Below are 13,895 nucleotides of genomic sequence, written 5' to 3' on the forward strand. Positions count from 1 at the left end.
CTGGCGGGCGCCGCCGCGGCCTGGACGGCCTTCGCGGCCACCGTCCCGGACGGCGGCCACCCGACCCGTCCGGCGGTGTCCGGCACGGCCCCGCGGGCGCCGTAGCCGGGGCCGTGGCCGCCGTCGTGAGGCCGGGGGGACCGGGGGTGTCGTCATGACCACTCCCGGAACCATTACCCTGGGGGCGTGGCAGCCGTCGATCCTTCCGAAGAGCTCAAGAACCTCGATACGACCATGGGGTCGATCGAGGCCGTCATCGACCTGGACAAGATCCGGGCCGACATCGCGGTCCTGGAGGAGGAGGCAGCCGCCCCCACCCTGTGGGACGACGTCGCGAACGCGCAGAAGGTGACCAGCCGGCTCTCCTTCCTCCAGGGCGAACTGCGCCGGGTCGAGGGCCTGCGCAGCCGTATCGACGACCTGGGCGTGCTGTTCGAGCTCGCCGAGGCCGAGGACGACGCGGACACCCGCACCGAGGCCGAGAACGAGCTCGTCGCCCTCCAGAAGGCGGTCGAGGAGCTGGAGGTCCGTACCCTCCTGTCCGGCGAGTACGACGCCCGCGAGGCGCTGATCAACATCCGCGCCGAGGCCGGTGGCGTGGACGCCGCCGACTTCGCCGAGCAGCTCATGCGCATGTACCTGCGCTGGGCCGAGCGGCACGGGTACCCCACCGAGGTGTACGACACCTCGTACGCCGAAGAGGCCGGCATCAAGTCCGCGACCTTCACCGTGAAGGCCCCGTACGCCTACGGCACCCTCTCGGTCGAGCAGGGCACCCACCGCCTGGTCCGCATCTCGCCGTTCGACAACCAGGGCCGCCGGCAGACCTCCTTCGCCGGTGTCGAGGTGCTCCCCGTCGTCGAGCAGTCCGACCACGTCGACATCGACGAGGGCGAGCTCCGGGTGGACGTCTACCGCGCCTCCGGCCCCGGCGGTCAGGGCGTCAACACCACCGACTCGGCGGTGCGCATCACGCACATCCCGACCGGCATCGTGGTCTCCTGCCAGAACGAGCGCTCGCAGATCCAGAACAAGGCGTCCGCGATGAACGTCCTCCAGGCCAAGCTGCTGGAGCGGCGCCGCCAGGAGGAGAAGGCGGCGATGGACGCGCTCAAGGACAGCGGCAGCTCCTGGGGCAACCAGATGCGCTCCTACGTGCTGCACCCGTACCAGATGGTGAAGGACGTCCGCACCGCGTACGAGGCCGGCAACCCGCAGGCCGTGCTGGACGGCGACATCGACGGCTTCATCGAGGCCGGGATCCGCTGGCGCAAGCAGCGCGAGACCAGTGCCGAGTAGCGGCAGACGACGACGAAGGGCCCCGACCGCAGCGGTCGGGGCCCTTCGTCGTACGTCTCGTGGGTTGTCAGGCCAGAGCCTGCCGCGCGATCAGCGCCACCGCGAGCAGCCCGGCCAGCAGGGCCAGCAGCATCGCGGGGGAGAGTGCGGCGAACGGGCTCTGCTGCTCCTGGATCCGGGCCCGGTTGGCCCGGCACACCGGGCAACGCCCGTCGCTGACGCGGCCGTTGCAGTTGGCGCACACCAGATGGTCGCAGGTCATGCGATCTCCTCCTCGCTGCTACAGCCAACGCGCCGGACGGGGCTTTGGTTCCATGTGCTGCCCTGTACGGGGGAGCGGCCGTGACGCGGTCGCCCCCTCCACTCTGCCAGGTTCCGGCGGTTCCGGCTCCCGGGCTGCGAGATGACCCCCGATATTCGGGGCATAAACGGACATTCTCTCCCAAGGGGCGGGCGTTGTCGCGGGCGGCCCCTGCGGGCCGGATGCCGATTCGCGTATGGTCCGAGTCCGGGAGCGGCCCTCCGCGCTCCCTTCGACCGCCCCCGGGCCGGGCCCCAGGGGCGGACCGACCCAAGGACTGGCGCCGCCTAGGATGGCCTCCGTGATGCAGCCGTGATCAGATTCGACAACGTCTCCAAGACCTATCCCAAGCAGAACCGTCCCGCCCTGGACAACGTCTCGCTGGAGATCGAGAAGGGTGAGTTCGTCTTCCTGGTCGGCTCGTCCGGCTCGGGCAAGTCCACCTTCCTGCGCCTGTGCCTGCGCGAGGAGCGCCCCACCACGGGGGCGGTGCACGTGCTGGGCAAGGACCTCGGCAAGCTGTCCAACTGGAAGGTGCCGCACATGCGCCGCCAGCTGGGCACCGTCTTCCAGGACTTCCGCCTGCTGCCGAACAAGACGGTCGCGCAGAACGTCGCCTTCGCGCTGGAGGTGATCGGCAAGCCCAAGAGCGCCATCAACAAGGTGGTGCCCGAGGTGCTGGAGCTGGTCGGCCTCGGCGGCAAGGAGGACCGCATGCCGGGCGAGCTGTCCGGTGGTGAGCAGCAGCGCGTGGCGATCGCCCGGGCCTTCGTGAACCGTCCGATGCTGCTCATCGCGGACGAGCCCACCGGCAACCTCGACCCGCAGAACTCGGTCGGCATCATGAAGCTGCTCGACCGCATCAACCGCACCGGCACCACGGTGCTGATGGCCACCCACGACCAGGCCATCGTCGACCAGATGCGCAAGCGCGTCATCGAGCTCGACAAGGGGCTGCTCGTCCGCGACCAGGCCCGCGGCGTCTACGGGTACCAGCACTGACCGACCAGCGCTGACCCGTAGGGCCGCCGGCCCGAACCGCCAGTCCCGGAGCAGTACCGACCCTGGAGTTGTTTCCCGCATGCGTGCCCAGTTCGTCCTGTCGGAGATCGGTGTGGGTCTCCGACGCAACCTGACCATGACCATCGCGGTCGTGGTCAGTGTCGCGCTCTCCCTCGCCCTCGCCGGTTCCTCGCTCCTGGTCCGCGACCAGGTGAACTCCATGAAGGGGTACTGGTACGACAAGGTCGAGGTGAGCATCTACTTCTGCACCAAGGCGGACGCCCGGAACTCGCCCCAGTGCGACAAGGGTGCGGCCACCGACCAGCAGGTCCAGGACATCAAGGACCAGCTGGACAAGATGACCTCGGTGGTCCAGTCGTCCACCTACGAGAGCTCCGCCGACGCGTACAAGCACTGGAAGGAGATGAACCCGGACAACCCGCTCATCTCCGTCCTGGGCGCGGACGCCATGCCGCAGTCCTGGCGGGTCAAGCTCAACGACCCGACCAAGTACGACGTGATCCAGAGCGCCTTCGCCGGCAAGCCCGGCGTCAAGTCGGTCGAGGACCAGCGGAAGATCCTGGAGAACCTGTTCGGCCTGCTGAACGGCCTCCAGACGGCGGCCTTCGTGATCATGGTGCTGATGCTGTTCGTCGCGCTGCTGCTGATCGTCAACACCGTCCGGGTGTCCGCGTACAGCCGACGGCGTGAAACCGGGATCATGCGCCTGGTCGGTGCGTCGAACTTCTACGTCCAGATGCCGTTCATCGCCGAGGCGGCCTTCTCGGCGCTGCTGGGCGCGATGATGGCCTCCGGACTGCTGATCGGCGGGCACTTCTTCGTCCAGAACTGGCTGGCCGACCGGGTGCAGTTCATCCACTTCATCGGCCTCGGCTCGGTGCTGGCGGTGATACCGCTGCTGATCGTGGTGGGTATGGGCATGGCCGGTGTGGCGGCGTTCTTCACGCTGCGCAAGTACCTCAAGGTCTGATTCCCGGACGCCCCGACGGCCCCGGACGGCACTGCGCCGTCCGGGGCCGTCGGCGTTCCGGGGCCCGTCGTTCCGGTTCGTCCCGCTCGGAGCGGTGTCTACACTCCGGTCCATGCTGCAAACTCCGCGCAGGGCCCGCCAGGTGGCCGCGCTCAGCCTGGTGTTCGGCGCCGTGCTGCTGGCCGGCGCGGCCACCGGCGCCTGGGGCGACCCGGGCGGGCCGCCGCACAGCCCGTCCGCCGACACCGTCCGGGCCACCGGCGGGCTCCCGGCGGACCCGGCCGGCGCCGCCCTGTCCGAGCAGCAGGCCGAGCACCTGCTGGCGGCCGGCGGCGACCGCTGGGGCGCGTACTACAGTGCCCAGGAGTACGCGGAGTTCAGCCAGGGCCTGGACGGCCGGTACCCGGGCGTCGGCCTCTCGGTCGGCCGCGGCCAGGACGGCGTCACCGAGGTCTCCCAGGTCGCGCCCGGGGGCCCGGCCGCCGCGGCCGGGATCGCCCCCGGCGACCGGCTCGTACGGATCGGCCAGGACCAGGCCGACCACCTGCCGGTCACCGAGGTGGTGGCGCGGCTGCGCGGCCAGGGCGAGGAGCGCCGGGCCGGCTCCGAGGTCACCCTGGCGGTCCGGCGCGGCGAGGGGGAGGAGCGCGAACTGCGGCTGCGGCGCGTGCTGCTGGACAGCCGGCAGGTCACCGCGGAGCAGCTGGGCAAGGGCGTGCTGCGGGTGACCGTGCGCGGCTTCACCAGCGGCGTGGCCGACCAGGTGCGCGCCGCGCTGCGCGCCCCGCACGCCGGCGTGGTGCTCGATCTGCGCGGCAACTCGGGCGGGTTGGTCGACGAGGCGGCCGGCACCGCCGGGATCTTCCTGGACGGCGGAACGGTCGGCTCGTACCAGGAGCGCGGCGAGACCAGGGAGTTGACCGCCCCGCCCGGCGGCGACCAGCGCACCCCGCTGGTGCTGCTGGTGGACGGCGGCACGATGAGCGCCGCCGAACTGCTGGCCGGCGCCCTCCAGGACCGCAGCCGCGCCGTGGTGGTGGGCTCGCGGACCTTCGGCAAGGGCACCGTCCAGCAGCCCAGCCGGCTCGCCGACGGCGCCGTGCTGGAACTGACCGTCGGCCGCTACTACACCCCGGCGGGCCGCTCCCCGGACGGCACCGGCCTCACCCCCGACGTCCCGGCCGGCTCGGGCGAGGAGGCCGACGAGCTCGCCCTGCGGGTCCTCTCGGGGCTGGGCACCCGCGCCTAAAGCAGCTGCCCGATCCGGCCTCGAAGTGCGAGAATGGCCGCGTTATGGCAAAGGAAACCGGACAGAAGCTGATCGCGCAGAACAAGAAGGCGCGACACGAGTACACGATCCTCGACACCTACGAGTGCGGCCTCGTCCTCACCGGAACCGAGGTCAAGTCGCTGCGCGAGGGGCGGGCCAACCTGGTCGACGGCTACGCGTACATCCAGAACCACGAGGCGTGGATCGACAACGTCTTCATCCCCGAGTACACCCAGGGGACGTGGACCAACCACGCGGCCCGGCGCAAGCGGAAGCTGCTGCTGCACAGGATGGAGATCCACAAGATCGAGAGCAAGGTCCGCGACGCGGGCCACACCCTGGTCCCGCTCTCGCTGTACTTCAAGGACGGCCGGGTGAAGCTCGAACTGGCGCTCGCGGTCGGCAAGAAGCTCTACGACAAGCGCCAGACGCTGCGCGAGAAGCAGGACACCCGCGAGACGGCCCGCGCGGTGGCGGCGGCCCGCCGACGCCAGGGTTAATCCGCTGGACCCTCGCCCGTCGCCTCGCGTACTATGGCGCAAGCAACACGGACGATGACCGTCCGAGCTGTTTCTCAACAAAACATGGGGATGATCGGTTTCGACAGGGGATGTTGAAACAGGGGAAGCGAGCCGAGGAACGCGGCAATGATCTCGTTAACCACGTGTCGCAAAAAAATAATCGCCAACTCTAAGCGCGATTCCCAGCAGTTCGCTCTCGCTGCCTAATAAGCACCGATAGCGCTTGGGTGTCAGACCGGGGAGTTCCCGACCCGGACCCTGGCATAATCTAGGGAACTCAACCGTCCGCCCGGGCTGCGAGGGCGGATGGGAAATCAAACAGCAGCTGGGCCTGTTGGCGGCTTGTCCGTGTGACCGCCAGGGCCGAGAAAATCACAGCGGACTGCGCTCGGAGAAGCCCTGAATTAACTCCACTGGACCCGGGTTCGATTCCCGGCATCTCCACCACCCCATGTTGACACGAAGGCCGTCCTCCGCTCCGCGGAGGGCGGCCTTCGATTTTTGTACGTTCCGGAGCAGCGCGGCCGGGGGGTCGCGGCGTAGGATCATCCGTCCGCTCGTTTTCCGGAGCCGGATTCCGCCGCTACCACCGAGGCCATGCAGAGCAACACGCCCACCACCCCCGCCACCGACCACGAGACCGTCCGCGCACGCGAGATCGCCGGTGAGCAGCAGCACCTCGACACCGTCTACCACCGGTTGGAGGAGAAGCTCGCCGAGGCCGAGTACATCCTGGAGGACGCCGCCAAGCGGGTCCAGGTCGGCACCCCCGGCGCGCTCGCCGAACGCGACGCCCAGGTCTACCGGGCCGGCGCCCACCTCCAGCGTCTGAACAACGAGTTCGAGGACTTCCTGTTCGGCCGGATCGACCTCCAGCGGGCCGACGCCCCGGAGGAGCACGGCATCCCGTCGAACACCCCGCTCGACCCGGCCGACCCGGCCGTCGCCGAGACCCTCCACATCGGCCGACTGGGCGTGCTGGACGCCGAGTACGGCCCACTGGTGATCGACTGGCGCGCGCCCGCCGCCGCCCCCTTCTACCGCGCCACCCCGGTCGAACCGGGCCGGGTGATCCGCCGCCGGGTGATCCGCTCCAAGGGCCGCAAGGTGATCGGCGTCGAGGACGACCTGCTGCGCCCCGACCTCACCCCGACCCTGGACGGCGAGGAGCTGGCGGTGGTCGGCGACGGCGCGCTGATGGCCTCGCTGGGCCGCGCCCGCAGCCACTCGATGCGCGACATCGTCTCCTCCATCCAGAAGGAGCAGGACGAGGTGATCCGCGCCGCCGCCGCGGGCGCCACCCTGGTCACCGGCGGCCCCGGCACCGGCAAGACCGCCGTCGCCCTGCACCGGGCCGCCTACCTGCTCTACCAGGACCGCCGCCGCTACGCCGGGGGCATCCTGGTGGTCTCGCCGACCGCGCTGCTGGTCTCGTACACCGAGGGCGTGCTGCCCGCGCTGGGCGAGGAGGGCCAGGTCGCCATCCGGGCGGTCGGCTCGCTGGTGGACGGCATCGAGGCGGACACCTACGACACGCCCGAGGCGGCCCGGGTCAAGGGCTCGGCCCGGATGGTCCAGCTGCTGCGCCGGGCCGCCCGCGCGGCGCTGGAGCTGGGCGCGCCGCAGGAGCTCAAGGTGGTCGCCCGGGGCGAGGTGCTGAAGCTGGACGCCTCCCGGCTGAAGGCCGTGCGCGGCAACGTGGTGGGCTCCGGCGGCACCCCGCTGAACCTGCTGCGCCCGCGCGCCCGCCGGCTGCTGCTGGACGCCCTGTGGCAGCAGGCCACCAGGGACCTGCCGAAGCCCGCGGACCACTACGCCCGCGAGCAGCGCCAGGAGGAGAAGGAGTCCTTCGACGAGTACGTCTCGGACGAGGCGTCGTTCCTGGACTTCCTGGACGCCTGGTGGCCGGCGCTGACCCCGCGCCGGGTGCTCGCCACGCTGCGCCAGCACCGGCACACCAACCGGATCGCCCGCCGGGCCGTCACCCCGGACGAGGCCAGGCTGCTGGCGGCCTCCTGGCGCCACCTGTCCGGGCGGGGCGAGGGCGCGCTGTCCGCGCACGACGTCGCGCTGATCGACGAGCTCCAGGTGCTGCTCGGCGAGCCGGCCCGTCCGAAGGTCCGCGAGGTGGACGCGGTGGACCTGCTGAGCGGCCTGGACGAGGTCACCACCTTCGCCGACCGCAGCGCCCGCCAGCGCGACCGCCAGCCGGTCGAGCGCACGGAGTACGCGCACATCATCGTGGACGAGGCGCAGGACCTCACCCCGATGCAGTGGCGGATGATCGGCCGCCGGGCCCGGATGGCCACCTGGACGATCGTGGGCGACCCGGCGCAGTCCTCCTGGCCGTTCCCGCAGGAGGCCCAGGCCGCGCTGGACGAGGTGCTCTCCGGCAAGCCGCGCCGCCGCTTCACGCTGACGGTGAACTACCGCAACCCGGCCGAGATCGCCGAGGTGGCGGCCAAGGTGCTGGCGCTGGCCGCGCCGGGCACCCCGTCGCCGAGCGCGGTGCGCCACGTCGGCGTGGAGCCGCGCTTCGCGGCCACCACCGACCCCGCGCCGGAGGCCTTCGGCAAGGCCGCCCGGGCCGAGCTGGAGCGGCTGCTGGCCGAGGTGGACGGCACCGTGGCGCTCGTGGTGCCGATGGACCGCCGGGGCGAGGCGGCCGGCTGGGCCGAGGGCCTGGGCGGGCGCGTGGTGGTGCTGGGCAGCCTGGAGGCCAAGGGCCTGGAGTACGACGCGACCGTGGTGGCCGACCCGACCGGCATCGCCGGCGAGTCGGAGGCCGGCCTGCGGGTGCTGTACGTGGCGCTGACCCGCGCGACCCAGCGGCTGACCGTGCTCTCCGGTCCGGACGACCTGCCGGACGCGGCCGGCGTGCCCGCGCTGCTGCACGGCTGACGGACCCTACGGGATCCGACGGAAGAAGGCCCCTCACCGGGTGGTGAGGGGCCTTCAGACGTTTACGACACCGACCCGCCATGCTCGCCTCGCGGCAAGTGGTCCCTCGAAGGGACGAAGGTTGGGCCCGGGGGCTTGGATCGAGCCGGTGTCCCGTCCAATGTAACGCATCGGCCGGGAGAGGCAAGGAGCGAGCGGCGGGAGCCGGACGGCCATCGGGTGGGATTGTCGGGTCCGCACACTCAATGAACGTTATTTCTGGCTACCCCTTGGAAGGTGCGACGATCGACGTCTAGCATGCGCAGGCGATGCCTTCAACAAAATGTTGAGCCTGCGGGACAGACGGAAGAAGGAAGCGTCGATGGCGACGGTGCCCAGTGTCTCCAACTCGATCACGGTACGGCTGGAGGTCCCGGCCCGGGGCAACGCCGTCAGCGCGATCACCACGGCCGTGGAGTCCTCCGGCGGATCGGTGACCGGTCTCGACGTCACCGCCTCCGGGCTGGAGGCGCTGCGGATCGACGTCACGGTGGCGGCGGCCTCGGTCGCGCACGGCGAGGAGATCGTCGAGAAGCTGCGCACGATCGACGGCGTGTCGATCGGCAAGGTCTCGGACCGCACCTTCCTGATGCACCTCGGCGGCAAGATCGAGATGTCCTCCAAGCTGCCGATCCGCAACCGTGACGACCTCAGCATGATCTACACCCCGGGTGTCGCCCGGGTCTGCATGGCGATCGCGGAGAACCCCGAGGACGCCCGCCGCCTGACCATCAAGCGCAACAGCGTCGCCGTGGTCACCGACGGCTCCGCGGTGCTGGGCCTGGGCAACATCGGCCCGGAGGCCGCGTTGCCCGTCATGGAGGGCAAGGCGGCCCTGTTCAAGCGCTTCGCCGGGATCGACGCCTGGCCGATCTGCCTGGACACCCAGGACACCGACGAGATCGTCGCCATCGTCAAGGCGATCGCCCCGGGCTTCGCCGGGATCAACCTGGAGGACATCTCCGCGCCGCGCTGCTTCGAGATCGAGGCCCGGCTGCGCGAGGCCCTGGACATCCCGGTCTTCCACGACGACCAGCACGGCACCGCGATCGTGGTGCTGGCCGCCCTCACCAACGCGCTGAAGGTGGTCGGCAAGCGGATCGGCGACATCCGCGTGGTGATGTCGGGCGCCGGCGCCGCCGGCACCGCGATCCTCAAGCTGCTGATGGCGGCCGGCGTCGAGCACGCCACCGTGGCGGACGTGCACGGCGTGGTCCACCTGGGCCGCGGGGACCTCAACGAGAACCTGCGCTGGATCGCCGAGCACACCAACCGCTCGGGCCGCACCGGCAGCCTCAAGGAGGCCGTGGCGGGCGCCGACGTCTTCATCGGCGTCTCGGCCCCGAACGTCCTGGACGGCGACGACCTGGCCACCATGGCCGAGGACTCGATCGTCTTCGCGCTGGCCAACCCGGACCCGGAGGTCGACCCGGCCATCGCCCGGCAGACCGCCGCCGTGGTCGCCACCGGCCGCAGCGACTTCCCGAACCAGATCAACAACGTGTTGGTCTTCCCGGGTGTCTTCCGCGGCCTGCTGGACGCCCAGAGCCGCACCGTCAACACCGAGATGATGATCGCCGCCGCCCGTGCGCTGGCCACCACCGTGGCCGACGACGAGCTGAACGCGAACTACATCATCCCGAGCGTGTTCCACAAGGACGTGGCCAAGACCGTCGCCTCCGCGGTGCGCGAGGCGGCCCTGGCGGGGGCCCAGGAGGACCGCGCGCCGGCCCGTCCGACCCCCGGCATCGTGGGCACCCTCGACACCGCCGCGTTCCCCACCGTCAAGCTCTGACGGACGGCTCGGGCGACGTGTCGCAGATCGCTCAAATGTGCGAATAGCGGTCATACCCGCCCAGCTCGCCCCGAACCCTTGCGACACAAGGGCGAGGGGCGTGTTTGGGCTTGTCAGTCGTAGGGCGTACCGTAGCCCTGCACGGGGCAGGCGTGTCCGACAAGTACGGAACGTCCCCCTGGTCTTCCGGCGTGTCGTCCCGACCGCCGCCCGGGTCCGGTCCGCCGGAGCCGACGGAGCGTCACACCTCCGACGGGCGGGCGATGTTCGGGTGGCTCGGCCGGGGCCCGATTGGCTTTCTCGGGGCCGGTCGGGGCAGGATTCGTACCCAGGCGGGCGGGCGGGCCTTCGACGGCTCCGGCGCGCGGCATCGGGTACGGACCCGGCCTGCGACCACGCATTGCCTGCATGAGCACAGTGTGCGGACCTGCGGCCTATCCGGGTGCCCCCCGGTGGGAGCACCGATGGGCCCCCGCGCACCGCAAGCGAACAGACCACAGGAGTACACATGAACCGCAGTGAGCTGGTGGCCGCGCTGTCCGAGCGCGCCGAGGTGACCCGCAAGGACGCCGACGCCGTTCTGGCCGCCTTCGCCGAGATCGTCGGCGAGGTCGTCGCCAAGGGCGACGAGAAGGTCACCATTCCCGGTTTCCTGACCTTCGAGCGCACCCACCGCGCTGCCCGCACCGCCCGCAACCCGCAGACCGGCGAGCCGATCCAGATCGCCGCGGGTTACAGCGCCAAGGTGAGCGCCGGCTCCAAGCTGAAGGAAGCCGCCAAGGGCGCTGCCTGAGCCACCCCTTGAACGCCCGAGAGGCCGGGCTCCCCACTGGGGAGCCCGGCCTCTCGCCGTTGAGTGCTCGGACCGTCAGGCGTCGACCAGCTGCTCGCTGGGCAGCTCGACGTGGGCGCCCAGGTCGCGCAGCTTGTCCATGAAGTTCTCGTAGCCGCGGTTGATCAGGTCGATGCCGTGCACGGTCGAGGTGCCCTCGGCCGCCAGCGCCGCGATCAGGTACGAGAAGCCGCCGCGCAGGTCCGGGATGACCAGCTCGGAGCCGATCAGCTTGGACGGGCCGGAGACGACCGCGGAGTGCAGGAAGTTGCGGGCCCCGAAGCGGCACGGGGTGCCGCCCAGGCACTCGCGGTAGAGCTGGATGTGCGCGCCCATCTGGTTCAGCGCGCCGGTGAAGCCGAGCCGCGACTCGTACACCGTCTCGTGGACGATGGACAGGCCGGTGGCCTGGGTCAGCGCGACCACCAGCGGCTGCTGCCAGTCGGTCTGGAAGCCCGGGTGCACGTCGGTCTCCAGGGCGATCGCCTTGAGCTCGCCGCCGGGGTGCCAGAAGCGGATGCCCTCGTCGTCCACCTCGAAGGCGCCGCCGACCTTCCGGAAGGTGTTCAGGAAGGTCATCATCTCCAGCTGGCGGGCGCCGCGGACGTAGATGTCGCCCTTGGTCGCCAGCGCCGCGCAGGCCCAGGAGGCGGCCTCCAGGCGGTCCGGCAGCGCGCGGTGGTTGTAGCCGTTCAGCTCGTCCACACCGGTGATCAGGATCGTCCGGTCGGTGCCCAGGGTGATGATCGCGCCCATCTTCTGCAGCACGCAGATCAGGTCGACGATCTCCGGCTCGATGGCCGCGTTGCGCAGCTCGGTGACGCCCTCGGCGAGCACCGCCGTGAGCAGCACCTGCTCGGTCGCGCCGACCGAGGGGTAGGGCAGCTCGATCTTGGTGCCGCGCAGCCGCTGCGGGGCCACCAGGTAGGTGCCCTGCGGGTGCTTCTCGATGCTGGCGCCGAACTGGCGCAGCACCTCGAAGTGGAAGTCGACCGGGCGGCCGCCGATGTCGCAGCCGCCCAGGCCGGGGATGAAGGCGTGGCCGAGGCGGTGCAGCAGCGGGCCGCAGAACAGGATCGGGATCCGCGAGGAGCCGGCGTGCGCGTCGATGTCCGCGACGTTGGCGCTCTCGACGTGCGAGGGGTCGAGGATCAGCTCGCCGTCCTCGTCACCGGTGCGCACGGTCACGCCGTGCAGCTGCAGCAGGCCGCGGACCACCTTGACGTCGCGGATGTCCGGGACGTTGCGCAGTCTGCTGGGGCCCTGCCCGAGGAGGGCGGCGACCATGGCCTTGGGCACCAGGTTCTTCGCTCCGCGGACGCGGATCTCGCCTTCGAGCGGGTTTCCGCCGTGGACCAGCAGGACGTCGTCGGTCATCGTTCTCGCAATCCGGGGTGCCAGAGGAGTCGGGGGGAGGGCTCCGGGAGAGAGCCGGTGGTGGACCGGTCGTACGGGCGCGTTCGGGCCCCCGGCGAAACCGAGTCGGCACCGTATAAAGGCGTCCACCAGACGTAGATGGTAGTAGGCGTGCCGTTGGTTCCCGTGAGCCTCTCCCGTGATGGTGCTCTCTCCGGGCCCGGGCCCGCCCCCCGGTACGGCCGTACGGGTGTTCGTGGGCGTGGCCGTTTCCGGGCGTTGCGGTGTCCGAGCGGTGCGGTTCTGCGGGATCATGTGGGCATGACGGCGGCCCATTCGCACGGAGGCCGGTCCCACACCGGCCGTCTGCTCGTCGCGACGCCCCTGCTCACCGACCCGAACTTCGCGCGGGCGGTGGTGCTGCTCCTCGACCACGACGTCGAGGGGGCGCTCGGCGTGGTCCTGAACCGGCCGACGCCGGTCGAGGTGGGCAGTGTGCTGGACGGCTGGAACAGACTCGTCGGACAGCCGGCCGTGGTCTTCCAGGGCGGCCCGGTGGCGCTGGACTCGGCGCTCGGCCTCGCGGTGGCGCCGGGGGAGCCGGGCACCGGCGAGCCGCTCGGCTGGCGCCGGGTGCACGGCGCGATCGGCCTGGTGGACCTGGAGGCGCCGCCCGAGGTGCTGGCCGGCGAACTGGGCAGCCTGCGGATCTTCGCCGGGTACGCCGGGTGGTCGCCCGGGCAGCTGGAGGCGGAGCTGGAGAGCGGCGCCTGGTACCTGGTGGACTGCGAGCCGGGGGACGTCTCCAGCCCCGAGCCGGAGCGGCTGTGGCGCTCGGTGCTGCGCCGCCAGCGCGGCCCGCTCGCCCTGCTGGCGACCTACCCGGACGACCCGACGATGAACTGAGCCGACCGGCCCGGAGCCGCGACACTGGCCGGGTTTCCGGAGGCGCCCATAGACTTGGCACCCATGAGCACTCTTGAGCCCGAGCGCGGCCTCGGCACCGGCACCCTGGTCGAGCCCGTCCCGCAGGTGTCCCACGGGGACGGCGACCACGAGCGCTTCGCGCACTACGTCCAGAAGGACAAGATCATGGAGAGCGCGCTCTCGGGGTCCCCCGTGGTGGCGCTCTGCGGCAAGGTGTGGGTGCCCGGTCGCGACCCGAAGAAGTACCCGGTCTGCCCGATGTGCAAGGAGATCTACGACGGCATCGGCAAGCCGCAGGGCGGCGACGGCGACAAGAAGTAGTCCGCGGCGCCCCGCACAACGCCGTTTTGCATAGCACCAGGGTTCCCCTGGTGGTCTATGCCAATCGTCGGGGCGTGGGCAGGATGTCGGAATGGACCTCATTCCCGCACCTTCGAGTGCCGCCCGCCGCCCGGACGAGGACTATCCGCTCGACGCCGCCACCACGCTGACCGCACCCCCCGCGCTGGCCGACGCCGAGCGCTGGCTGCGGGCCACGCTGTCCGCCGCCACCGGGCTGCCGCTCGGCCCGGGCCGGCCTGGCGCGGGCATCGAGCTGGTCCAGGACGGGACGCTCGCCGCCGAGGCGTACCGGATCACGGTGCGCCCCGGCCACGCCCTG

Annotated in this window: 13 protein-coding genes and 1 other RNA gene; 12 read left to right on the forward strand and 2 right to left on the reverse strand. The window is 71.1% G+C overall.

What is annotated here, in order from left to right; translation table 11 throughout:
- The first annotated feature begins 186 nt into the window (after positions 1 to 186).
- Positions 187 to 1,299: a peptide chain release factor 2 gene (gene prfB, locus AE652_RS19955; protein WP_049653430.1), complete on the forward strand. Its 1,113-nt coding sequence runs from the start codon at positions 187 to 189 to the stop codon at positions 1,297 to 1,299.
- Positions 1,300 to 1,366: 67 nt separating this feature from the next.
- On the opposite strand, the gene AE652_RS19960 is transcribed toward prfB, so the two are convergent.
- Positions 1,367 to 1,561, reverse strand: a complete 195-nt coding sequence (locus AE652_RS19960; protein WP_049653432.1) for a hypothetical protein — start codon at positions 1,559 to 1,561, stop codon at positions 1,367 to 1,369.
- A 351-nt stretch (positions 1,562 to 1,912) separates the two neighbouring features.
- Between AE652_RS19960 and ftsE the strand changes: the two genes are divergently transcribed.
- The 8 genes from ftsE (at position 1,913) to AE652_RS19995 (ending at position 10,912) form a co-directional block, all read left to right on the forward strand.
- On the forward strand, positions 1,913 to 2,602 hold the full coding sequence (ftsE, locus tag AE652_RS19965; protein WP_049653434.1) for a cell division ATP-binding protein FtsE: 690 nt from the start codon (positions 1,913 to 1,915) through the stop codon (positions 2,600 to 2,602).
- Positions 2,603 to 2,681: 79 nt separating this feature from the next.
- Complete coding sequence (gene ftsX / locus AE652_RS19970; RefSeq protein WP_049653435.1) at positions 2,682 to 3,593, forward strand: permease-like cell division protein FtsX; 912 nt, start codon at positions 2,682 to 2,684, stop codon at positions 3,591 to 3,593.
- 112 nt (positions 3,594 to 3,705) lie between these two features.
- Complete coding sequence (locus tag AE652_RS19975) at positions 3,706 to 4,842, forward strand: S41 family peptidase (RefSeq protein WP_049653437.1); 1,137 nt, start codon at positions 3,706 to 3,708, stop codon at positions 4,840 to 4,842.
- Positions 4,843 to 4,886: 44 nt separating this feature from the next.
- Positions 4,887 to 5,363 (forward strand): SsrA-binding protein SmpB, encoded by a 477-nt coding sequence (smpB, locus tag AE652_RS19980; RefSeq protein ID WP_049653438.1) that lies wholly within the window; start codon positions 4,887 to 4,889, stop codon positions 5,361 to 5,363.
- A gap of 86 nt (positions 5,364 to 5,449) precedes the next feature.
- Positions 5,450 to 5,831, forward strand: a transfer-messenger RNA (tmRNA) gene (gene ssrA, locus AE652_RS43485).
- A gap of 150 nt (positions 5,832 to 5,981) precedes the next feature.
- Entirely contained in the window at positions 5,982 to 8,285 is a 2,304-nt protein-coding gene (locus tag AE652_RS19985) for a UvrD-helicase domain-containing protein (protein WP_049653441.1), read from the forward strand.
- Positions 8,286 to 8,646: 361 nt separating this feature from the next.
- Positions 8,647 to 10,119: an NAD-dependent malic enzyme gene (locus AE652_RS19990; protein ID WP_049653443.1), complete on the forward strand. Its 1,473-nt coding sequence runs from the start codon at positions 8,647 to 8,649 to the stop codon at positions 10,117 to 10,119.
- 508 nt (positions 10,120 to 10,627) lie between these two features.
- On the forward strand, positions 10,628 to 10,912 hold the full coding sequence (locus AE652_RS19995) for an HU family DNA-binding protein (protein ID WP_030242980.1): 285 nt from the start codon (positions 10,628 to 10,630) through the stop codon (positions 10,910 to 10,912).
- A 75-nt stretch (positions 10,913 to 10,987) separates the two neighbouring features.
- Here AE652_RS19995 and murA read toward each other — a convergent pair whose 3' ends face one another.
- The gene (gene murA, locus AE652_RS20000) at positions 10,988 to 12,328 is read right to left on the reverse strand and encodes a UDP-N-acetylglucosamine 1-carboxyvinyltransferase (protein WP_049653446.1); all 1,341 of its coding nucleotides are present in this window, start codon (positions 12,326 to 12,328) and stop codon (positions 10,988 to 10,990) included.
- Positions 12,329 to 12,628: 300 nt separating this feature from the next.
- On the opposite strand from murA, the gene AE652_RS20005 reads away from it, so the two are divergent.
- The 3 genes from AE652_RS20005 to AE652_RS20015 form a co-directional block, all read left to right on the forward strand.
- Entirely contained in the window at positions 12,629 to 13,213 is a 585-nt protein-coding gene (locus tag AE652_RS20005; protein ID WP_049653449.1) for a YqgE/AlgH family protein, read from the forward strand.
- A 63-nt stretch (positions 13,214 to 13,276) separates the two neighbouring features.
- Positions 13,277 to 13,555: a DUF3039 domain-containing protein gene (locus AE652_RS20010; RefSeq protein ID WP_049653451.1), complete on the forward strand. Its 279-nt coding sequence runs from the start codon at positions 13,277 to 13,279 to the stop codon at positions 13,553 to 13,555.
- 91 nt (positions 13,556 to 13,646) lie between these two features.
- On the forward strand, positions 13,647 to 13,895 hold a 249-nt coding region (locus AE652_RS20015), incomplete at its 3' end, for a glycoside hydrolase family 20 zincin-like fold domain-containing protein (protein WP_049653453.1).

The organism is Kitasatospora sp. MY 5-36 (assembly GCF_001182915.1).
Lineage (GTDB): Bacteria > Actinomycetota > Actinomycetes > Streptomycetales > Streptomycetaceae > Kitasatospora.

Excerpts from the sequence above, each read along its gene's own strand:
- AE652_RS19960 (WP_049653432.1), bottom strand. The coding sequence starts at position 1,561 with ATGACCTGCGACCATCTGGTGTGCGCCAACTGCAACGGCCGCGTCAGC.
- ftsX (WP_049653435.1), top strand. The coding sequence starts at position 2,682 with ATGCGTGCCCAGTTCGTCCTGTCGGAGATCGGTGTGGGTCTCCGACGC.
- AE652_RS19975 (WP_049653437.1), top strand. The coding sequence starts at position 3,706 with ATGCTGCAAACTCCGCGCAGGGCCCGCCAGGTGGCCGCGCTCAGCCTG.
- smpB (WP_049653438.1), top strand. The coding sequence starts at position 4,887 with ATGGCAAAGGAAACCGGACAGAAGCTGATCGCGCAGAACAAGAAGGCG.
- AE652_RS19985 (WP_049653441.1), top strand. The coding sequence starts at position 5,982 with ATGCAGAGCAACACGCCCACCACCCCCGCCACCGACCACGAGACCGTC.
- AE652_RS19990 (WP_049653443.1), top strand. The coding sequence starts at position 8,647 with ATGGCGACGGTGCCCAGTGTCTCCAACTCGATCACGGTACGGCTGGAG.
- AE652_RS19995 (WP_030242980.1), top strand. The coding sequence starts at position 10,628 with ATGAACCGCAGTGAGCTGGTGGCCGCGCTGTCCGAGCGCGCCGAGGTG.
- murA (WP_049653446.1), bottom strand. The coding sequence starts at position 12,328 with ATGACCGACGACGTCCTGCTGGTCCACGGCGGAAACCCGCTCGAAGGC.
- AE652_RS20005 (WP_049653449.1), top strand. The coding sequence starts at position 12,629 with ATGACGGCGGCCCATTCGCACGGAGGCCGGTCCCACACCGGCCGTCTG.
- AE652_RS20010 (WP_049653451.1), top strand. The coding sequence starts at position 13,277 with ATGAGCACTCTTGAGCCCGAGCGCGGCCTCGGCACCGGCACCCTGGTC.